The sequence below is a fragment of the Sphingomonas horti genome (assembly GCF_009753715.1).
GTDB classification, from domain to species: domain Bacteria; phylum Pseudomonadota; class Alphaproteobacteria; order Sphingomonadales; family Sphingomonadaceae; genus Sphingomonas_B; species Sphingomonas_B horti.
In genome coordinates, this window is sequence record NZ_WQMS01000020.1 from 16287 (window position 1) to 37146 (window position 20860).

Sequence of the window (20860 nt, forward strand, 5' to 3'; positions counted from 1 at the left end):
TCCACAATCCCTAGCGTCTGAAGCGCGCGATGAAGAAGCCGTCGAGCGCGCCGCGCTCCGCGAGCATGGCCGGCAGTGTGCGGACATGGCCGTCCGGATGCGGCGCGACGCCCGCCGGCAGCTCGTTCGGATCGACCGGATGAAGCGTCAGCGGCGCCTGTTCCAGATGCGATTCGCCTTCGTCCGGCTCCAGCGAGCAGGTCGAGAAAACCAGCGTGCCGCCCGGTTTCAGCCAGCCGGCGGCGCGCGCCAGCATCGCGCGCTGCAGCTCGGCCATGTCTGCGATGACTTTGGGGCGGACGCGGTGCAGCACGTCGGGGTGGCGGCGGAAAATGCCGGTCGCGCTGCACGGCGCGTCCAGCAGGATCGCGTCGACGGGTGCGGCCGGTTCCCACTGCATCACGTCCGCTTCGACGACTTCTGCGGAAAGTCGCGTGCGCTGGAGATTCTCGCGCAGCCGCTCCAGCCTGTTGGCGGAGCTGTCCACGGCCGTGACGCGCCAGCCCGCGCTCGCCAGCTGGAGCGTCTTGCCGCCCGGTGCGGCGCAGAGGTCGAGCACGGTCCGGCCCTCGCCTGGCCCGAGCAGCCGGGCGGGAATGGACGCGGCGAGGTCCTGCACCCACCACTGGCCCTCGGCAAAGCCCGGCAGCTCGGCGACCCGGCTCTGCGGGGGAATGCGGGCGTGGCGCTCGGCCAGATGGTCGCCGGCAAAGTTCCGCGCCACCTCGGCATCCGCGAAGCTCAGGTCGAGCGGCGGCGGCGTGGCGAGGGCGGCGCGCGCGGCGTCGACCATGTCGCGACCCCAGGCGGCGAGCCAGCGCTCCGCGACGCCGCGCGGCAGCGACGGCGGGGCGGGGAGGCTGACCTTGCGCCGCATCAGCGCGCCGAACACGCCGTGCACCAAGCGGCGCGGGCCGCCGTCGACCAAAGGCAGCACGGTCGCGATCGCGGCATGGGGCGGCGTGCCGAGCGCGAGCGCCTGGACGAGCGCGATGCGAAGCGCGAACCGTGCCTTGGCGTCTGGTGGCAGGCGTTGCTGCGTCGCCGAATCGATCAGCGCGTCAAGATCGGGCAGGCGCCGCAGCGTCTCCGCCGCGATCGCATGGGCAAGACCGCGGTCCTCGGGCTTGGCGAGATCGCCCGCGGCGCCGTCCAGCGCAGCTTCGAGCGGCAACCCGCGGCGCAGCACCGCGTCGAGCAGGCGCAGCGCGGCGCGACGGGCGTCGACGCCCGGAGGAGTGGAGTTCGGCTTCATGCTTGTTCGCGCGCGCTCCTGCGCCCATCTTCGGCTCAAGACAAGGAGCCGTTCCGATGGGCCAGCGCCCCGCGCATGTGAAGCCGCCCAAATATCTGAGCCCGAACCCGCCGCTGCCCCGGCCCGAGCCGGCCAAGCGCGAGGATGACCCGTTGGGCCTCGATCCGACCCGCTATGGCGACTGGGCACTGAAGGGAATCGCGGTCGACTTCTAATTTTCGGCCCGGATCGGCCGTGACAGCAATCCGCCGATCACGTCGTCCACTGCCGCTTCGCCGCCGAGCAGCGCGCAGACGGCGTCCACGACCGGCATGTCGACGCCGATCTCCCGTGCGGCCTGCTGCAGCACGGGTGCGGTGTAGGCGCCCTCGGCGACGGACTTGCGGTCGGCAAGCAGCTCGGCGGCGGCGCGGCCCTCGCCTATGCCCTTGCCCAGCGAGAAATTGCGCGAGCTCGTCGACGAGCAGGTCAGCACCAGGTCGCCGAGGCCGGAAAGGCCGGCCAGCGTCTCGGCGCGCGCGCCCTTGGCCAGGCCGAAGCGCGTCATCTCGGCAAAGCCGCGGCTGATCAGCGCCGCGCGCGCGTTCTGACCCAGGCCTCGCCCCTCGACGATGCCGCAGGCGATCGCGAGCACGTTCTTGACCGCGCCGCCGATCTCCGCGCCGACCACGTCGGTCGAGAGGTAAGGGCGAAAAAAGGGCTGCGCGATCGCTTCGGCCACGGCCCGCCCGACCGCTTCGTCGCCGCAGGCGAGCGTGACCGCCGCCGGCAGCCGCGCCGCGACTTCATGCGCGAAAGTCGGGCCCGACAGGACCGCGATCGGCGCGCGCGGCTGCACTTCGGCGGCGACTTCGGACATCAGCTTGCGGGTGCCGGCCTCCAGCCCCTTGGAGCAGAGGATCAGCGGGCTTTCGATCGGCGGCAGGCCGGCGAGCACGGCGCGCAGATGCTGGGCGGGCGGCACCACCAGCAGCATCCCGCAGCCGGTCAGGTCCGCCAGCGTTCCCGTCGCGCGGATCACGGGCGACAACGGCACGGCCGGGAGGAAGACGATATTCTCGCGCGCGCGGTTGATGCCGTCGACCACCTCCGGCTCGCGCGCCCAGAGCAGCACCTCGCCGCTCTCCGCAGCGACCTGGGCGAGAGCGGTGCCCCAGGCGCCGCCGCCGATCACGCCGATCGTCATGCCTTCACGCCCGCGCCGCGCGCCGGAGCGGCGCCCGGATCGAGCGGCCAGCGCGCCCGCGCCGGCGTGTCGAGCGGGTCGGTCAGGCCGGAGGCGAACCGCTCGGCGCCTGCCCAGGCGATCATCGCCGCATTGTCGGTGCACAGCCACAAGGGCGGCGCGACGAAGGGCAGGCCGTGCTCCGCCGCGAGCGTCTGCAGCGCCGCGCGGATCGCGCCGTTCGCCGCGACGCCGCCGGCGACGACCAGGGCTGTTGCGCCATCCGCCTTGTCGAGTGCCCTTTTCGTGCGGTCGACCAGGCAATCGACCACCGCCTGCTGGAAGGATGCGGCGATATCCTCGTTGGACCAGCGGCCGGCGTCGCGTGCACGGCCGACCGCGCTTTTCAATCCGGCGAAAGAGAAATGCGGGTCCGGCGTGCCGACCAGCGGCCGCGGCAGCGGCACCGCTTTCGGATCGCCCTTGCGCGCCGCCCGCTCCACCGCCGGCCCGCCGGGAAAGCCGAGGCCGAGCAGCTTCGCCGTCTTGTCGAACGCCTCGCCTGCCGCATCGTCGATCGTCGTCGCCAGGCGCCGGTAGCGGCCGACGCTTTCGACCAGCAGCAGCTGGCAATGGCCGCCCGAAACGAGCAGCAGCAGGTACGGAAAGTCGAGATCGGGCGAGGCCAGGCGCGGGCTCAGCGCATGACCTTCCAGGTGATTGACCGCGATCAGCGGCTTGTCCGCGGCGAGCGCGAGGGCCTTGGCGGTGACGAGCCCGACCATGACGCCGCCGATCAGGCCCGGCCCGGCAGTCGCTGCGATCGCGTCGACATCGGCAAGCGTCTTGCCCGCATCGGCGAGCGCCGCCTCGACCAGCGGCGTCAGCGCCTCGACATGCGCGCGCGCGGCAATCTCCGGCACGACGCCGCCATAAGGTGTGTGTTCCGCCTCCTGCCCCGCAAGCCGGTGCGCGAGGATTTCCCGCCCGTCCGTCACCAGCGCGGCCGCGGTCTCGTCGCAGCTCGATTCAAGGCCCAGTATGAGTGTCATTGCCGGCGCTCTAGCGCCGATTCCGCGCTAGCGGAAATTCGACTCTGATTGTGCACAAAGAACGGGAAGAGCACGAAGAGAGCATCTTTGTGCGCTTCGCGCTCTTCGTGCGAGCAAATCGGGTTTCCGCTTCGCGGAGGTCGGCGGGGACGCTACGAGGACCCCATGGAACGCACTCTCCGGCTGGGCACGCGCGGGTCGCCGCTGGCGCTGACGCAGGCGCATATGGTCAAGCGCGCGCTGGAGGCGGCGCATGGCTGGCCCGAGACGCTGATCGAGATCGTGCCGGTCAAGACCAGCGGCGACCGCATCCAGGATCGCGCGCTCGCCGAGGTCGGCGGCAAGGCGCTGTGGACCAAAGAGCTCGACCTGGCGCTTCACGACGGGCGCATCGATTTCGCGGTTCATTCGATGAAGGATGTCGAGACGATCCGGCCCGACGAGATCGTGATCGCGGCGATGCTGCCGCGCGCGGATGTCCGCGACCGGCTGATCGGCGCCGATTCGATCGACGCGATCCGGCAGGCCGGCCGCGTCGGCACCAGTTCGCCCAGGCGGAGCGCGCAGTTGCGGCGGCTGCGGCCCGATCTCGAGATCGTGCTGTTCCGCGGCAATGTCGACACGAGGCTGTCGCGCCTGAACCTCGGCGAGGCGGATGCGACGTTGCTGGCCGCGGCCGGGCTGGACCGGCTCGGCCGGCCGGAAGTCGGCGCGCCGATCCCGGTCGAGACGATGCTGCCGGCGCCGGCCCAGGGGGCTGTGGGGATCGAGGCACGGAGCGACGATGCCGAGGTCCGCGGCTGGCTGGCGGCGATCGACGATGCTGCGACCAACGCCTGCGTCCGGGCCGAGCGGGCGCTGCTTACACGGCTTGGAGCCGATTGCCGCTCGCCGGTCGCAGCGCTGGCCGTGCCGGACGGCGATGGGTGGCGGCTGCGGGCGCAGATCCTGATGCCGGACGGCAGCGAATCGGTGGAGGGCGAAGCGGCGATCGGCGACCCTGACGACGCGGGCGCGCTTGCGGCGGAGCTGCTGGGCCGCGCCTCGCCCGGGCTCCGCGCCCATTTCGCCGGATGACGCGACCGGTGCTCGTGCTCCGGCCGCAGCCGGGCGCGGATGCGACCGCCGCGCGCGCCGCCGCGCTCGGGCTGCATCCGATCGTGGCGCCGCTGTTCCGGATCGTGCCGCGCGCCTGGACGATGCCCGGCACGCCCTTCGACGCGCTGCTGCTCACCAGCGCCAATGCGGTCCGCGCGCTTGACGACCGCATCGACCGCGCCGTGCCGGCCTATGCCGTCGGCGGGGCGACGGCGGACGCGGCGCGCGCCGCGGGCTTCGAGTCGGTGATCGCGGGCCCGGGCCGGATCGAGGAGCTGGTTCCGCTGATCCTCGCCGACGGCATCGAGTCGCTGCTCCATCTCGCCGGCGAGGACCGCACCGCGTTCGATCCTGCCGGGCTGCGGATCGAGACGCGGATCGTCTATGCCGCCGAACCGGTGTCGCCGCCGGCCGCGTTCGAGGACGCGCTGGCCGACGGCGCCGTCGCCTTGCTGCACTCCGCGCGCGCGGCCCGGCGCTTCCGTGAGCTTGCCGGGCCCGGTCGCCGGATCGCGGCGATCAGCGCGGCCGTGCTTGCGGCCGCGGGCGATGGCTGGGCCGCGACCACGGTCGCCGATGCACCGAGCGACGACGCGCTGCTGGCGGCGGCGGCGCGGCTGTGCCAATGATGGCGGCCAGATGAGCACCGACTATTCCTCGCTCGATGTCCGGCCGGCGCGGAGCCGCGTGCCGATCGTCGTCGGCATCGTCGCTTTCATCGCCGGGCTGCTGCTTGCCGGCTGGCTGCTTTCCCGGTGGGACACGGCGCGCAACTGGCTGCTCGGCGGGCCGCCCCAGGCGACTGCACCCGCGCCGCAGCCGGCCCGTACGGCGCAGGCCGTGCCGATGGTGGCACCGCCGCCCGCCTCCACGCTCGATCCGAACCAGACGGTGGCGCTCGGCCAGCGGGTGGGCGAGATCGAGACGCGAATCGACCGCGTGGCGGAGCGCGCCAACGCCGCCGGCGACAATGCCGCGCGCGCCGAAGGGCTGCTGATCGCCTTCGCCGCCCGCCGCGCACTCGATCGCGGGCTCGGCCTCGGCTATATCGAGGGCCAGCTGCGCGAGCGCTTCGGCGCGACCCAGCCGCAAGCGGTGGCGACCGTCATCTCCGCGTCGCGCGACCCGATTACGCTGGAGGAATTGCAGCTCGGGCTCGACGACCTGGCGCCGTCGCTGACCAGCGGCACCAGCGATGAAGGCTGGTGGGCATCGCTGAAGGGGGAGCTCGCGAACCTGGTGGTGGTGCGCAAGGTCGGCCAGCCCTCGCCGATCCCGGCCGAGCGGCTGCGCCACGCGCGGCGGCTGCTCGAGGGCGGACAGGTCGAAAAGGCGCTGGTCGAAGTCGCGCGCCTGCCCGGCCGGGCAAAGGCGCAGAACTGGATGCGTGCCGCCCGGCTCTACATCCAGGCGCGCCAGGCGCTGGACGTGATCGAGACCGCCGCGATCCTGACGCCGCGCGCGCCTGTCACGCCGCCGCCCTTGCTGCCGGAACCGCCCCCCACCATGTGATCGCGGGCCGATGGCCTATTCAGTCAAGGAAATCTTCTACACGCTCCAGGGCGAGGGGCGGAATGCCGGGCGTGCCGCGGTGTTCTGCCGCTTTGCCGGCTGCAACCTCTGGTCGGGCCGGGAGCAGGCCCGGGCCGAGGCGACCTGCACCTTCTGCGACACCGACTTCGTCGGGACCGATGGCACGGGCGGCGGCAAGTTCCGTGACGCCGATGCACTGGCTTCGGCCGTGGCGGCGGAATGGTGCGGGGGCGGGGGCGAGAAGATGGTGGTGCTGACCGGCGGCGAGCCGCTGCTGCAGGTCGACGCGGCGCTGACGGAGGCGCTCCATGCGCGCGGCTTCGAGATCGCGGTCGAGACCAACGGCACCTGTCCGCCGCCTTCCGGCATCGACTGGCTCTGCGTCAGCCCCAAGGCCGACGCTCCGCTGGAGATCACGGCCGGCGACGAGCTGAAGCTGGTCTATCCGCAGCCGCAGGCGATGCCGGAGCGGTTCGCAGCGCTCGCGTTCGACCATTTCCTGCTGCAGCCGATGGACGGCCCCGCGCTCGCCGAGAACACCGCCGCCGCGATCGCCTATTGCATGGCGCACCCGCAATGGCGGCTGTCGGTACAGACGCACAAGGTGGTGGGGATACGCTAGGGCCGGTCGCGGAAGACAGGCGCCCTTTTCTCCACGTTCGCGCGCACCGCCTCGATCTGGTTCGGGGTGCGGATCACGCCGGCCTGCTCGATGCTTTCCGCCATCAGCAGCGCCTCGGCGTCGTTCGAATAGGCGTTGTAGAGCCGCTTGGAGGCCTGAACGGCGTCGGGATTGCGTGCGGCGATCTCCCGCGCCAGCGCCATTGCCTGGGCATGCGGGTCGTCCGCTATGCGCGTCGCGAAGCCGAGCCGCACGGCGTCCTCGCCGGTGAACTCGCGCGCGGTGTAGGTCAGCTCGCGCAACACGTCGTCGCGCACCAGCGTCCGCCAGAGCGCGACGCCGGCCATGTCGGGCACCAGGCCCCATTTCATTTCCATGATCGAGAGGCGCGTCGCCGAATGGACGATGCGGATGTCTGCGCCCGACATGATCTGGAAGCCGCCGCCGAACGCGATCCCGTGCACGGCTGCGACGACCGGTACTTTCAGCTCGCGCCAGCCCCAGGCGACGTGCTGGAACAGGTTGGCCGCGCCATGGGTGCGGTCGCGCAGGTCCTTGCCCGCGCTCGCCCCGCCCGACGCCATGCTCGCCATGTCGAGCCCGGCGCAGAAGGCGCGGCCCTCGCCCGACAATACGACCGCGCGCAGGCTTTTCATCGCGCCCAGGTCGGCAATGGCTGCCGCGATCCCTTCGAACATCGCCGGATCGAGCGCGTTCATCTTGTCCGGCCGATTGAGGCGGACGTCTGCGACGCCGCCCTCAAAGCCGATCGTTACCCGCTGCGCCATTCCTACACTCCGTCCGGCCTGAGCTTGTCGAAGGCCCCCCTTCTTCTTCAGGCCGCTTCGAAAAGAAAGAAAGGGCTTCGAGAAGCTCAGCCCGAACGGCGTTGGGCGAAAGCCGGAGAGCTAAACGATCCGGCTTTCCTTGCCCCAGTACCGATCCCGGATCAGCCGCTTGTAGAGCTTGCCGGTCGGGTGGCGCGGCAATTCCTCGACGAAGTCGATGCGGCGAGGCGTCTTCACGCCGGACAGGCTCTGGCGACAGAAGGCGGTCAGCTCGTCGGCAAGGGCGGCGCCGGGCTCGATGCCCGCCATCGGCTGGATCACCGCGACCACCTGCTCGCCCATCTCGTCGTGCGGCGCGCCGACCACGGCGACGTCGGCGACCGAGGGGTGGGTGACCAGATGATTCTCGATCTCCTGCGGGTAGATGTTCACCCCGCCCGAAATGATCATGAAGCTCTTGCGGTCCGTCAGGTACAGATAGCCGTCGTCGTCGACCCAGCCGACGTCGCCCAACGTCGACCAGCCATGGCGGTTGCGGCTCTCCGCCGTCTTCGCCGGGTCGTTGTGATATTCGAACTGCCGCTCGGCTTCGAAGAAGACCAGGCCTTCCTGCCTGGGCGGCAGCGCGTTGCCGTCCTCGTCGCAGATGTGAAGCTTCGCCTCGCCGATCGCGCGGCCGACCGATCCGGGCCGCGCCAGCCAGTCCGCCGCCTTGATCGCGGTGAAGCCATTGCCTTCGGTGCCGGCATAATATTCGTCGATAACCGGCCCCCACCAGGCGATCATCGCCTGCTTGACCGGCACCGGGCAGGGCGCGGCGGCATGGATCGCGCATTGCATCGAGGACACGTCATAGCGGGATCGCACGTTGTCCGGCAGCTTCAGCATCCGCACGAAATGGGTGGGCACGAACTGGCCGGCGTTGCAGCGATAGCGCTCGATCGCGGCGAGCGCGGCCTCGGGCTCGAAATGGTGCATCAGCACGATCGTGCCGCCCAGCATCTGCACCGTCATCGTCCAGGCGAGCGGCGCGGCATGATAGAGCGGGGCGGTCGACAGATAGACGGTCTGTGGCCCCAGGCCGAAGAACAGGCTGGCGATCATCGTCAGCGGCGTCGGTGCATCGATCGCCGGGTCGAGCGGCGGCGGCCGGCGGATGCCTTTAGGCCGCCCGGTCGTTCCGCTCGAATACAGCATCGCCGTGCCGGCGCTTTCGTCCGCAATCGGCGTAGCCGGCTGGCGGTCGAGCGCGGTCTCGGCCGCATCGAACCCGGCGATCGCGCCCCCATGGCTGTAGCGCTTGACCGCAGCCGTCAGCGCTTCGGCGACTGCGCCCAGCGCCCCGCTTGCGACGAGCAGCTGGGCGCCGCTGTCCGCCAGGATATAGTCGACTTCCGGCGCGGTCAGCTTGGAGGAGATCGCGACGAACAACAGCCCGCTGCGCTGCGCCCCCCAGACCAAAGCGAAATAGTCGGGCGTGTTCTCCATGAAGAAAGCGACCCGGTCGCCAGGCTGCAGCCCGTCGGCGCGGAACCATTGCGCCGCCTGGTTCGAACGCCGGTTCAGCGCGGCATAGCTGACCGCTTCGCCCGTTTCCGCGACGATGATCGCCGGCTTGTCGGGCGTGGTCTCCGCGTGGCGGGTTGGGTGCATGTTCCGTTCCTCTCCCGCGTCACCCCGGCCTTGAGCCGGGGCCTACCTTCTTTTGCGCAGGAGAAGTGAAGGTGGGTCCCGGGTCAAGCCCGGGATGACGAACATTGCACCCGGCGACTCTCCTGCCTAATCCCGCGCCATGCCGCTCGACAGCGCCTTCGATCCCGAACGCTTCGTCTCGACGCTTGCGTCGCGCGCGCATGGCGGGCTGCTGGGGCTCCGTTATATCGCGCACGGCGCCGACTGGTCGGAGCTGGCGATCGACTATGCGGAGCGACTGGTCGGCGACGAGGAAAGCGGCGTGCTCGCCTCCGGCCCGATCCTCGCGCTGATGGACATGGCGACCAGCATGGCGATCTGGATCCGGCAGCAGCGTTTCCGTGCCCAGGCGACACTGGACCTGCGCGTCGACTATCTGCGCCCGGCCACGCCCGGCAAGGCGGTGATCGGCCGCGGCGAATGCTATCGCCTCACCCGTAGCGTCGCCTTCGTGCGCGGTCAGGCGCATGACGGCGACCCCGCCGACCCGATCGCCCATGTCGCCGGCACCTATATGTTCACCAGCCCATGAAGCTGCCGCCTTATGCCGAGCTGCTGGGGCTGAGCGTCGCTGGCGAGGAGCACGGCGCGCCGTTGCTGCTGATGCCGTTTTCGGTCGGCGTGATGGGCCGGCCCGGCTTCCTGCACGGCGGCGCGATCGGCGGGCTGCTGGAGATGGCGGCGTTCACCGCGCTCTATGCCCGCTTCCCGGACGCGGAGCGGCCGCGGATCAAGCCGATCACCGTCACCGTCGACTATATGCGCGGCGGTCGCGAGGCGGAAACGTTCGCGGTCGGCACGATCGCCCGGCTCGGCACGAGGGTCGCGAACCTCGAGGCAATCGCGTGGCAGGACGACCGCGCCAAGCCGATCGCGGTCGCGCGGATGAACGTGTTGCTGGCGCGATCGGAGCCGTCATCCCGGGCTTGACCCGGGACCCACCTGTCTTGCTCAGAAGGTAGGCCCCGGCTCAAGGCCGGGGTGACGGTTCATGCATCGATGCTCACCCCCACCTTTGCGCTCACCAGACCGCCGTCCACCGTCAGCGTCTCGCCGACGACATAGTCGCCGGAACGAGCGGCCAGATACAGCGCCGCCGCGGCCATGTCCTCGGGAATGCCGATCCGCTTCGACGGGATCGCCTTCGCCACCTCGTCGCCATGGTCGCGCGCGGCACGGTTCATCTGGCTCGGGAAGGCGCCGGGCGCCAGCGAGGTGACGACGATATTGTCCTCGATCAGCCGCGCGGCCATGCGCTTGGTGAGATAGATCAGCCCCGCCTTGGACGCGTGATAGCTGTAGGTCTCCCACGGGTTCAGCCGCTGGCCGTCGATCGAGGTGATGTTGATCACCTTGGCCGGGCTGCCGCTCGCCGCCCCCGCTTTCAGCAGCCCGTGCAGCGCCTGGGTCAGGAAGAAGGGCGACTTCAGGTTCAGGTCCATGACCTTGTCCCAGCCTTTTTCCGGGAATTGCTCGAACGGTTCCCCCCAGGCGGTGCCGGCATTGTTGACCAGGATGTCGAGCCGCTGCTCGTGCTCGGCCAGCTGACCGGCAAGCGCGCGGCACCCGGCGACGGTCGACACGTCCTGCGGCAGCGCGATGCAGTTGGGCCCCAGCGCTTCGGCGGTCGCGAAACAGTCCTCTGCGTGCCGCGCGGAAATATACACCGTCGCACCCTGCGCGATGAACCCCTCGGCGATCCAGCGGCCGATGTTGCGCGAGCCGCCGGTGACGAGCGCTACGCGGCCGTCCAGCCGAAAGAACGACGCGATGTCCATGTGCCTTCTCCTTTGCCGATTTGACCGCTGGTTTCCGCGGATCGGGGCGCCTTCGCAACCCTGGGCGACTTGCGCGGCCCTGCCGTAGCGTCGTTGACGCCCCCTTCGGCCCGCCTATGCTCCCGGTAAAACACAAAGGAGAGGCGGATGCGATTCAGCGGCAAGGTCGCGGTCGTGACGGGAGCGGCGTCGGGCATCGGGCGGGCTACGGCGCTGCGGCTGGCCGAGGAAGGCGCGACCGTCGTCGCCGGCGATATCGACGAGGCGGGCGGCCGGGAGCTGGCCGAGACCTCCAACGGCCGTATCCGGTTCCGCCGCACCGACGTGACCATCGAAGACGATATCGTCGCGCTGATCGCCGAGGCGGCGGAGCTGGGCGGGCCGGACATCCTGTTCAACAATGCCGGCGCCGGCGGGCTGCGCGCCAAGATCGACGAGATCGACGCCGCCGGCTGGGACCGGACGATGGACCTGCTGCTGCGCTCCGTTGCGCTCGGCATCCGCCACGCGGCGCCGCTGATGGCGAAGAAGGGTGGCGGCGCGATCGTCAACACCGCCTCGGTCGCGGCGCTCGCCTCGGGCGCGGCGCCGACCGCCTATTCGGTCGCCAAGGCCGGGGTGCTGCACCTGACCAGGCTTGCCGCCGCCGACTTGGCCAAGGACCGGATCCGGGTGAACGCGGTGCTGCCGGGCTTCATCGCGACCAACATCTTTTCGGCGTCGCTGGGGCTTGAGGGCCAGGCGCGGGATCAGGCGAACGCGCTGATCCAGGGCGTCGGCCAGCAGGCGCAGCCGGTCGCGCGCGCGGGGCGGCCCGAGGACATCGCCGCCGCCGTCTGCTTCCTCGCCAGCGACGATGCCGGCTTCGTCAACGGCACGCATCTGCTGGTCGACGGCGGGCTGTCGGTGGGCCCGCGCCACAGCTGGGACCCGAACACGCCCGGCCTGTTCGAAGCGCTCGCCGCGCTGGCACCCGCCGCATGACCTCCGCCCGCGTTCCGCTCGCGACCAAGCTGTCCTACGGCCTGGGCGCGGTGGCCTACGGCATCAAGGACAATGGTTTTTCCGTGTTCCTGCTGCTGTTCTACAACCAGGTGGTCGGGCTGCCGGCGGAGCAGGTCGGCTTCGCGATCATGCTCGCGCTGTTCGTCGATGCGTTCGTCGATCCGGCGATCGGGTCCCTGAGCGACCGCACCCACACGCGGATCGGGCGGCGGCATCCCTGGCTCTACGGCTCGGCGCTGCCGATCGCGCTCAGCTGGGTGCTGCTGTGGAACCCGCCCCAGGCGGGCACGGCGGCGACGCTCGGCTATCTGGTGGTGGTCGCGATCCTGGTGCGCGCCGCGATCTCGACCAACGAAGTGCCGTCGGCCGCGATGGTGCCGGAACTAACCCGCGACTATCACGAGCGCACCGCCGTCATCCGCTACCGCTATGTGTTCGGCTGGGCGGGCGGGCTGGCGATGCTGATGCTCGCTTACGGCTATCTGCTGCGGCCGCCGACCGGGCCGACCGCCGGCCCCGGCTATCATGATTACGGCGTGGTCGGTGCGGTGGTGATGCTTGTCAGCGTGCTCGCCTCGGCGATCGGCACGCACAAAAGGCTTGCCCATCCGCCCAAGGCGCGGATCGAGACGATGTCGGTCGGCAAGGAGATCCGGGCGATCCTGTCGACGCTCGCCAACCGGCCCTTCCTGCTGCTGATGGCCGCCGGCATCTTCGCCTATATCAACCAGGGCATCGCCTTTGCGATGTCCAATTATATGTTGGGTTTCGTCTGGCTGTTCCGGCCGGTCGATTTCCTGACCTATTCGGTATGCCTGTTCGGCGGCGTGCTGCTCGCCTTCTTCATCGTCACGCCGACCGCCCGCGCGTTCGGCAAGCGCGGCGGCGCGGCGATCATGACGCTGCTGTCGGTCTTCTTCAACACCACGCCCTACTGGCTGCGCCTCGCCCGCGTCTTTCCCGAGCCCGGCGACCCGGTGATGCTGCCGTTGCTGCTGGCGATGGTCAGCCTCGCGACCGGGTTCGGCGTGTGCGTGATGATGCTGATCGGGTCGATGATCGCGGACGTGGTCGAGGCGTCGGAGGAACGCAGCGGCATGCGCGAGGAGGGGCTGTTCTACGCCGGCGCGCTGTTCATGCAGAAATGCACCTCGGGCCTTGGCATCTTCGCGTCGGGCATCCTGCTTTCTGTCGCGGGCTTCCCCGCCAAGGCGGTTCCGGGCCAGGTGCCGATCGACGTGCTCGATCGACTCACCGGCTTCGTTGCCGGGCTGGCAGTGCTGATCGCGCTTGCTTCGTCATGGCTGTTCACGCGCTTTCCGATCAGCAAGGCCGATCACGAGGCGCGGCTGGCCAAGCTTGCCGTAGCGTCCGCCGAGAGTGGCGGAAATCCGTGAGTTTTTGGGGCTGGAAAGCCCCGCGAAACGCGGCCTAGAAGGCTGGAACAGACCCGGAGAGTGCCATGGATTTCGACCTGACCGAACGCCAGACCTATTGGCGGGACCGCGTCCGCGACTTCATCGAAACCCATGTCCGGCCGCGCGACGCCGAGTGCAAGGCGCAGCACCGGGAAGGCGATCGCTGGAAAGTGATCCCGGTGATCGAGGAGGAAAAGAAGCGCGCCAAGGCGGCAGGCATCTGGAACCTGTTCATGCCGCCCGGCTCCGGCCGCCCGCATGTCGACGACAGCTTCGAGTTCGAAGGGCCGGGCCTCACCAACCTCGAATATGCGCTGTGCGCCGAGGAAATGGGCCGGATCGGCTGGGCATCCGAGGTGTTCAACTGCTCCGCACCCGACACCGGCAACATGGAGGTGTTCCACCGCTACGGCACGCGCGAGCAGAAGGAACAGTGGCTGCGCCCGCTGATGAATGGCGAGATCCGTTCCGCCTTCCTGATGACCGAGCCGGCGGTCGCTTCATCCGACGCCACCAATATCGAGACGCGGATCGAGCGCGACGGCGACCATTACGTCCTGAACGGCCGCAAATGGTGGTCGTCCGGCGCCGGCGATCCGCGCTGCAAGATCGCGATCGTGATGGGCAAGACCGATTTCGAGGCGCAGCGCCACCAGCAGCAGTCGATGATCCTGATGCCGCTCGACGCGCCCGGCGTCGAGATTCTGCGCCATCTGCCGGTGTTCGGCTATGACGACGCGCCGCACGGGCATATGGAAATCGAGCTGAAGGACGTGCGGGTCCCGGTCGAGAACATGCTCTTAGGCGAAGGCCGCGGGTTCGAGATCGCGCAGGGGCGGCTGGGCCCCGGCCGCATCCACCATTGCATGCGCACGATCGGCGTCGCCGAGGAAGCGCTCCGCAAGATGAGCGAGCGGCTGCTGTCCCGCGTCGCGTTCGGCAAGGCGATCGCCGAGCACAGCGTCTGGGAGCAGCGCGTGGCGGAGGCGCGGATCGACATCGAGATGAACCGCCTGCTCTGCCTGAAGGCCGCCGACATGATGGACAAGGCCGGCAACAAGGCCGCGCAGGGCGAGATCGCGATGATCAAGGTCTCGGCGCCGCGCATGGCGCTGCGCATCCTCGACGACGCGATCCAGGCGTTCGGCGGCGCCGGCGTGTCCGAGGATCCGGGCCTCGCCAAGATGTACGCCGGCATCCGCACGCTGCGCCTCGCCGACGGTCCGGACGAGGTCCACAACCGCGCGATCGCACGGCTGGAGTTCGGCAAATATGGCGGCCGGGAAGCGATCGCGGCGGCAAAGGCGAGGGCGGCTCGCTAATGCACAGAACTCCGTTCGGCCTGAGCTTGTCGAGGGTCTCCCTTCTTCTTGGGACGGAGCAAGGAAGAAAGGGAGGGCTTCGACAAGCTCAGCCCGAACGGTCTTTAGGAGTCAGATCTTGAAAGCAGCCATTCTTTCCCAACCCAAGGCGCCGCTCACCATCGAAGAGGTCGTCGTCTCCAAGCCCGGGCCGCGCGAGGTGCTGATCCGCACCGCCGCGACCGGCGTGTGCCGGTCCGACCTGCACTTCGTCGACGGCGCCTATCCGCACGCGATGCCGTGCATTCCCGGCCACGAAGCGGCGGGGATCGTCGAGCAGGTCGGGTCCGAAGTGACCACGGTGAAGCCGGGCGACGCGGTGGTGACTTGCCTCAGCGCCTTTTGCGGCCATTGCGAGTTCTGCGTGACCGGCCGCATGTCGCTGTGCCTAGGCGGCGACACGCGCCGCAAGCCGGGCGAGCCGCCGCGCCTCGCCTTCGCGGACGGGACGCCCGTCAACCAGATGCTGAACCTGTCGGCCTATGCCGAGCAGATGCTGATCCACGAGCACGCGTGCGTGGCGATCGATCCGGAGATGCCGCTCGATCGCGCCTGCGTGATCGGCTGCGCGGTGACGACCGGCGCGGGCGCCGTGTTCAACGCCGCCGACGTGACGCCGGGCGAAACGGTCGCGGTGGTCGGCTGCGGCGGCGTCGGGCTTGCGGTGGTCAACGCCGCCAAGATCGCCGGCGCCGGTCGGATCATCGCGGTCGATCCGGTGCCGGAGAAGCGCGAGATCGCGAAGAAGCTGGGCGCGACCGACGCGGTCGACGCGACCTCCGAAACCGCGGTTGCCGAGATCGTCGAGCTCACCAAAGGCGGCGTCGATCACGCGATCGAGGCGGTCGGTCGCCCGCAGTCGGGCGAGCTGGCGGTCAAGGTGCTGCGCCGCGGCGGGACGGCGACGATCCTCGGCATGATGCCGCTGACGCACCAGACCGGCCTCTCGGCGCTCGATCTGCTGTCAGGCAAGAAGCTGCAAGGCGCGCTTATGGGCGCCAACCGCTTCCCGGTAGAGATCCCGCGCCTGGTCGATTTCTACATGCGGGGCATGCTCGACCTCGACACGATCATCGCCGAGCGCGTGCCGCTGAGCGAGATCAACCACGCGTTCGACCAGCTGCGCAAGGGCGACACCACGCGATCGGTGGTGGTGTTCGAGTGAGGCAGGCCGGCCCATCGGCGCTTCGGCGAAGGCCGGAGCCGCGCGGAGAGGCGACCAGGGCTCCGGCCTTCGCCGGAGCACGTCGTGGCTGAGTCCTCCGCAACGTCCATGGTCGGCACCATGCCGGTGCCGGACAAGGACCGGCTCGACGAAGCGCGGCTGACGGAGTGGCTGGACGCCAACGTCGCGGGCTTCGCGGGCCCGATCGCGCTCAGCCGCTTCAAGGGCGGTCAGTCGAACCCGACCTATCGGATCGACACGCCCGGGCAGAGCTATGTGCTGCGCCGCCAGCCGTTCGGGCCGCTGCTGCCGTCCGCCCATGCGGTGGACCGCGAATATCGCGTGCAGGCGGCGCTCTACCCGACCGGCTTCCCGGTCGCGCGGCCTTACGGCCTGTGCACCGACCGCGACGTGATCGGCTCGATGTTCTACGTCATGGGCCTCGCCGACGGCCGGAACCTGTGGGACGGGTCGCTGCCCGGCTACACGCCCGATCAGCGGCGCGGCGTCTATCATGCGATGATCGACACGCTTGCCGCGCTCCACAATACCGATCACGTGAGCGTAGGCCTCGCCGATTACGGCAAGCCCGGCAATTATTTCGAGCGTCAGGTCGCGCGCTGGACCAAGCAGTACAAGGCATCGGAGACGGAGACGATCCCGGAGGTCGACAAGCTGATTGAGTGGCTGCCGAAGACCGTGCCGCCGCAGGAGAGGGTGTCGATCGTTCACGGCGATTACCGGATCGACAACATGATCTTCCATGCCGAGGAACCGCGCGTGATCGCCGTGCTGGACTGGGAGCTGTCGACGCTCGGCGATCCGCTTGCCGACTTCTCCTATTTCCTGATGAATTGGGTGACGGAGCCCGAGGGACGGTCGGGCGTGAAGGGCCTGGACTATGACGCGCTCGGCATTCCTTCGCTCGACCGGGCGGTCGAGCGCTATTGCGCCGCGACCGGCCGCAGCGGCGTGCCCGACCTGAATTGGTATTTCAGCTACAATCTGTTCCGGCTGACCGGCATCGTGCAGGGCATCAAGAAGCGCATCGTGGACGGCACCGCCGCCTCTGCCCAGGCCGAAGCGACCGCCGCGCGCGTGCCCGCGCTCGCGAAATCGGCGTGGCATTTCGCGCAACTGGCGGGGGCATCATGAGCACACTCTTCGACCTGACCGGCAAAGTCGCGATCATCACCGGCTCCTCGCGCGGGATCGGCAAGGCGATCGCGGAACGTATGGCGGAGCATGGCGCGAAGGTTGTCGTCTCCAGCCGCAAGCAGGACGCGTGCGACGCGGTCGCGGCGGAGATCAACGCGCGCTGGCCCGGCCACGCGATCGCGGTCGCCGCCAACATCTCCGACAAAGCCGGGCTGCAGCATCTGGTCGACGAGACGCGGCGCGCGTTCGGGCGGATCGACATCCTCGTCTGCAACGCCGCCTCCAATCCCTATTACGGGCCGATGGACGGGATCGCCGACGAGCAGTTCCAGAAAATCCTGACCAACAACATCGTCGCCAATCACTGGCTGATCGCGATGGTCGCGCCGGAAATGCGCGAACGCCGCGACGGCGCGATCGTCATCATCTCCTCGATCGGTGGACTGCGAGGCACGGCGGTGCTGGGCGCCTATGGCATTTCCAAGGCCGCCGACATGCAGCTCGCCCGCAACCTCGCGCACGAATTCGGGCCCGACAATGTCCGCGTCAACTGCATCGCGCCGGGCCTGATCAAGACCGATTTCGCCCGCGCGCTGTGGGAAAATCCGGAGACGCTGAAGCGATCGACCCAGGGCGCGCCGCTCAGGCGGATCGGCGAGCCGGACGAGATCGCGGGCGCCGCCGTGTTCCTCGCCTCGCCCGCCGCGGCGTTCATGACCGGGCAGACGATCGTGATCGATGGAGGGCAGACGATATGAGGCTGGCGGGAAAGGTCGCGATCATCACCGGCGCGGGCTCCGGCATCGGCCGGGCGACGGCCCGCCGCTTCGCCGCCGAAGGCGCGAAGCTGGTGATCGGCGACAAGAGCGAAGGCGTGCACGAGACCGCCGACGTGATCGGCGGCGATGGTGTCGTCGCGATGCAGATGGACGCCGGCTCCGAAGCCGATGTTGAGCGCCTCGTCGCGACTGCGGTCGATCGCTTCGGCGGGCTCGACGTGGCCTATGCCAATGCGGGCATCTCCGGTGGGCTGACCGGCATTTTCGACCATACGGTCGAGGAATGGCAGACGATCCTGCAGGTCAACCTGATCGGCCCGTTCCTGATGATCAAGCACGCCGCGCCGAAGATGGTCGAGCGCGGCAAGGGCTCGATCATCTGCACCGCCAGCGTCGCCGGCATCCGCTCGGGCGCCGGCTGCCCCGCCTATTCCGCGTCGAAGGCGGGGGTGATCAACCTCGTCATGACTACCGCGCAGCAGCTTTCGGCCACGAACGTTCGCGTCAACGCGATCTGCCCGGGCCTGATCCAGACGGGCATGACCCAACGTGCGTTCGACTATGCGGCGGAAAAGGGCGTGACCGACAAGATCGGCCGCCTGAACCCGCTCCGCCGCGCCGGCCAGCCCGAGGAGATCGCCAACATGGCGCTGTTCCTGGCGTCGGACGAAGCCAGCTACGTCAACGGCCAGGCCATTGCTGTCGATGGCGGCCTGTCCAGTTCCCACCCCGTCACCCGTCAGGAAACGGGCAAGACGGCGGCTTGAGCAAGATATTGTGATGCATCCTCACCCCACCCCGTTCGGGCTGAGCCTGTCGAAGCCCTCCCTTCTTGGCCTAGGGTGAAAAAAGAGAAGAAAGGCCTTCGACAAGCTCAGGCCGAACGGAGTTCATGGAGTCCAAAATGACCAACAACAGCCCCATCACCACCGAAGTCCGCGACGGCATCCTGATCGTCACCTCGAACAACCCGCCGGTGAACGCGCTCGGCGCCGCGGTACGGCAGGGGCTGGCGGCCGCGATCGACCAGCTCGAAGGCGACGATGAGCTGAAGGCGGCCGTGATCCGCTGCGAGGGCCGCACTTTCTTCGCAGGCGCCGACATCACCGAGTTCGGCAAGCCGCCGGTCGAGCCGATGCTGCCGGCGGTGGTGGACAAGATCGAGGCAAGCCGCAAACCGGTCGTCGGGGCGATCCACGGCACGGCGCTCGGCGGCGGGCTGGAGGTCGCGCTCGGCTGCCATTACCGCGTCGCGGTTCCGTCGGCGAAGCTGGGCGTGCCCGAAGTGAAATTGGGCCTGCTTCCCGGCGCCGGCGGCACCCAGCGCCTGCCGCGCGTGGCCGGGATCGAGGCCGCAGCCGAAATGTGCGCGACCGGGACCCCGCTCGGCGCGAAGAAAGCCGCCGAAGTGGGCCTTGTCGACAAGATCGCCGGCGAGGAGTCGCTGCTCGACGATGCGCTCGGCTTCGCCAAGGGCGTGGTCGGCACCGAACCGCGCCGCTCGCGCGAAATGCCGGTGCATGGCGATCCCGCTTTCATCCAGAAATTCGCGACCGACAATGCGAAGAAATTCCGTGGCTTCGACGCGCCGGCCGCGAACCTGCGCTGCGTCCAGGCGGCGGTCGAGCTGCCGTTCGACCAGGGCATCGCGTTCGAGCGGCAGGAATTCATGAAGCTGATGTTCGGCACCCAGTCGGCCGCGCAGCGCCACATCTTCTTCGCCGAACGCCAGGCCGCGAAGATCGACGGCATCCCCGAGGATATTCAGCTCCGCCCGAACAAAAAGGTCGGCGTGATCGGCGCCGGCACGATGGGCGGCGGCATCTCGATGAACTTCCTCCAGGCCGGGATTCCGGTCACGATCGTCGAGGCGGCGCAGGAGAATCTCGATCGCGGCACGGCGACGATCCGCAAGAATTACGACGCCTCCGCCGCCAAGGGCCGGTTCAAGCCGGAGCAGGTCGAGGCGTTCATGGGCGCGCTGACGCCCACGCTCGACCTCGAAGCACTCGCCGATTGCGACCTGATCATCGAAGCGATCTTCGAGAATATGGACGTAAAGAAGGAGATGTTCGCCCGGCTCGACAAGGTGGCGAAGCCGGGCGCGATCCTCGCGTCCAACACCTCCTATCTCGACATCAACGAGATAGCCGCGGTGACCGGCCGGCCGCAGGACGTGCTCGGCATGCACTTCTTCTCGCCGGCCAATGTGATGAAGCTGCTGGAGGTGGTGCGGGGCGACAAGACTGCGCCCGATGTGCTGGCGACGGTGATGGCCTTGTCGAAGAAGATCGGCAAGGTCGCGGTCATCGCCGGCGTCTGTGACGGCTTCATCGGCAACCGGATGCTTAAGCCGCGCCAGGTCGAGGCGATGAAGCTGCTGATGGAAGGGGCGACGCCGGCGCAGATCGATAAGGTCCATGTCGATTTCGGCATGCCGATGGGGCCGTTCCAGATGTCGGACCTGGCCGGCGTCGACATCGGCTGGCACCGCGACCCGAACCGCGTCGAGAATGTCCGCGACGCGCTCTGCGCCAAGGGCCGCTGGGGCCAGAAGACCGGCAAGGGCTTTTACGACTATGACGAGAAGCGCCGGCCCTCGCCCAGCGCCGAAGTGCAGGCGATCCTCGACGAATTCGCCGCCAAGTCCGGCACGGCCAAGCGCGAGATCAGCGATGAGGAGATCGTCGAGCGCACCCTCTACCCGATGGTCAACGAAGGCGCGCTGATCCTGGAGGAAGGCATCGCCCAGCGCGCGTCCGACATCGATGTGGTGTGGATCTACGGCTATGGCTGGCCGGTCTATCGCGGCGGGCCGATGTTCTGGGCCGACACCGAAGGCAATGACAAGATCGTCGCAGGCCTGGAGAAGCACGGCTTCAAGGTGGCGAAGCTGCTGAAGGAAAAGGCGGAGAAGAAGGAGCGCTTCACGCGGGCGGTCTGAGCCGGCAATGGCGCGTCACCCCGGCCTTGGGCCGGGGCCTACCGTCC

Annotated in this window: 21 protein-coding genes; 15 read left to right on the forward strand and 6 right to left on the reverse strand. The window is 69.1% G+C overall.

What is annotated here, in order from left to right:
- Positions 1–10: 10 nt before the first annotated feature.
- A complete protein-coding gene (locus tag GON01_RS15545) occupies positions 11–1255 on the reverse strand; it encodes an RsmB/NOP family class I SAM-dependent RNA methyltransferase (RefSeq protein ID WP_157028310.1) in 1245 nt (414 codons plus the stop codon).
- A gap of 56 nt (positions 1256–1311) precedes the next feature.
- Between GON01_RS15545 and GON01_RS15550 the strand changes: the two genes are divergently transcribed.
- The gene (locus GON01_RS15550) at positions 1312–1470 is read left to right on the forward strand and encodes a DUF1674 domain-containing protein (protein ID WP_157028311.1); all 159 of its coding nucleotides are present in this window, start codon (positions 1312–1314) and stop codon (positions 1468–1470) included.
- Here GON01_RS15550 and GON01_RS15555 read toward each other — a convergent pair.
- Together GON01_RS15555 and tsaD are read right to left on the reverse strand one after the other, a co-directional pair.
- Positions 1467–2441, reverse strand: coding sequence for an NAD(P)H-dependent glycerol-3-phosphate dehydrogenase (locus tag GON01_RS15555; RefSeq protein ID WP_157028312.1), 975 nt, complete (start codon positions 2439–2441; stop codon positions 1467–1469). The genes GON01_RS15550 and GON01_RS15555 overlap by 4 nt on opposite strands.
- Positions 2438–3472: a tRNA (adenosine(37)-N6)-threonylcarbamoyltransferase complex transferase subunit TsaD gene (gene tsaD, locus GON01_RS15560; protein ID WP_157028313.1), complete on the reverse strand. Its 1035-nt coding sequence runs from the start codon at positions 3470–3472 to the stop codon at positions 2438–2440. Before tsaD ends, GON01_RS15555 begins: the two co-directional genes overlap by 4 nt.
- A 165-nt stretch (positions 3473–3637) precedes the next feature.
- On the opposite strand from tsaD, the gene hemC reads away from it, so the two are divergent.
- The 4 genes from hemC to queE are packed head-to-tail and all read left to right on the forward strand — an operon-like array spanning position 3638 to position 6725.
- Positions 3638–4549 (forward strand): hydroxymethylbilane synthase, encoded by a 912-nt coding sequence (gene hemC, locus GON01_RS15565; RefSeq protein WP_157028314.1) that lies wholly within the window; start codon positions 3638–3640, stop codon positions 4547–4549.
- On the forward strand, positions 4546–5199 hold the full coding sequence (locus GON01_RS15570) for a uroporphyrinogen-III synthase (protein ID WP_157028315.1): 654 nt from the start codon (positions 4546–4548) through the stop codon (positions 5197–5199). Before hemC ends, GON01_RS15570 begins: the two co-directional genes overlap by 4 nt.
- A gap of 10 nt (positions 5200–5209) precedes the next feature.
- Positions 5210–6082, forward strand: coding sequence for an MICOS complex subunit MIC60 (locus tag GON01_RS15575; protein ID WP_157028316.1), 873 nt, complete (start codon positions 5210–5212; stop codon positions 6080–6082).
- A gap of 10 nt (positions 6083–6092) precedes the next feature.
- Complete coding sequence (queE, locus tag GON01_RS15580) at positions 6093–6725, forward strand: 7-carboxy-7-deazaguanine synthase (protein ID WP_157028317.1); 633 nt, start codon at positions 6093–6095, stop codon at positions 6723–6725.
- Here queE and GON01_RS15585 read toward each other — a convergent pair.
- Positions 6722–7513 carry a crotonase/enoyl-CoA hydratase family protein gene (locus GON01_RS15585; protein ID WP_157028318.1) on the reverse strand — a complete coding sequence of 264 codons (792 nt, stop codon included), beginning with the start codon at positions 7511–7513 and terminating at the stop codon, positions 6722–6724. The genes queE and GON01_RS15585 overlap by 4 nt on opposite strands.
- Positions 7514–7633: 120 nt before the next feature.
- Entirely contained in the window at positions 7634–9166 is a 1533-nt protein-coding gene (locus GON01_RS15590) for an acyl-CoA synthetase (protein ID WP_157028319.1), read from the reverse strand.
- 139 nt (positions 9167–9305) lie between these two features.
- Between GON01_RS15590 and GON01_RS15595 the strand changes: the two genes are divergently transcribed.
- Positions 9306–9737 (forward strand): PaaI family thioesterase, encoded by a 432-nt coding sequence (locus GON01_RS15595; protein WP_157028320.1) that lies wholly within the window; start codon positions 9306–9308, stop codon positions 9735–9737.
- Entirely contained in the window at positions 9734–10135 is a 402-nt protein-coding gene (locus GON01_RS15600) for a PaaI family thioesterase (RefSeq protein WP_157028321.1), read from the forward strand. Before GON01_RS15595 ends, GON01_RS15600 begins: the two co-directional genes overlap by 4 nt.
- 59 nt (positions 10136–10194) lie before the next feature.
- Here GON01_RS15600 and GON01_RS15605 read toward each other — a convergent pair whose 3' ends face one another.
- On the reverse strand, positions 10195–10983 hold the full coding sequence (locus tag GON01_RS15605; protein ID WP_157028322.1) for an SDR family oxidoreductase: 789 nt from the start codon (positions 10981–10983) through the stop codon (positions 10195–10197).
- Between the two features lie 147 nt (positions 10984–11130).
- On the opposite strand from GON01_RS15605, the gene GON01_RS15610 reads away from it, so the two are divergent.
- The 8 genes from GON01_RS15610 to GON01_RS15645 all read left to right on the forward strand — a co-directional run bounded on the left by GON01_RS15610 (position 11131) and on the right by GON01_RS15645 (position 20813).
- Positions 11131–11967, forward strand: coding sequence for an SDR family NAD(P)-dependent oxidoreductase (locus GON01_RS15610; RefSeq protein ID WP_157028323.1), 837 nt, complete (start codon positions 11131–11133; stop codon positions 11965–11967).
- Positions 11964–13385: an MFS transporter gene (locus GON01_RS15615; RefSeq protein ID WP_157028324.1), complete on the forward strand. Its 1422-nt coding sequence runs from the start codon at positions 11964–11966 to the stop codon at positions 13383–13385. Before GON01_RS15610 ends, GON01_RS15615 begins: the two co-directional genes overlap by 4 nt.
- 65 nt (positions 13386–13450) lie before the next feature.
- Entirely contained in the window at positions 13451–14728 is a 1278-nt protein-coding gene (locus GON01_RS15620; RefSeq protein WP_157028325.1) for an acyl-CoA dehydrogenase family protein, read from the forward strand.
- Positions 14729–14843: 115 nt separating this feature from the next.
- Positions 14844–15932, forward strand: coding sequence for a Zn-dependent alcohol dehydrogenase (locus GON01_RS15625; protein ID WP_309503958.1), 1089 nt, complete (start codon positions 14844–14846; stop codon positions 15930–15932).
- A 108-nt stretch (positions 15933–16040) separates the two neighbouring features.
- Complete coding sequence (locus GON01_RS15630; protein WP_157028452.1) at positions 16041–17087, forward strand: phosphotransferase family protein; 1047 nt, start codon at positions 16041–16043, stop codon at positions 17085–17087.
- Complete coding sequence (locus GON01_RS15635) at positions 17084–17848, forward strand: SDR family oxidoreductase (protein ID WP_157028327.1); 765 nt, start codon at positions 17084–17086, stop codon at positions 17846–17848. The genes GON01_RS15630 and GON01_RS15635 overlap by 4 nt, the downstream gene beginning before the upstream one ends.
- Positions 17845–18636, forward strand: a complete 792-nt coding sequence (locus tag GON01_RS15640; RefSeq protein ID WP_157028328.1) for an SDR family NAD(P)-dependent oxidoreductase — start codon at positions 17845–17847, stop codon at positions 18634–18636. The genes GON01_RS15635 and GON01_RS15640 overlap by 4 nt, the downstream gene beginning before the upstream one ends.
- A gap of 137 nt (positions 18637–18773) precedes the next feature.
- Positions 18774–20813 carry a 3-hydroxyacyl-CoA dehydrogenase NAD-binding domain-containing protein gene (locus tag GON01_RS15645; RefSeq protein ID WP_157028329.1) on the forward strand — a complete coding sequence of 680 codons (2040 nt, stop codon included), beginning with the start codon at positions 18774–18776 and terminating at the stop codon, positions 20811–20813.
- Positions 20814–20860: the final 47 nt, after the last annotated feature.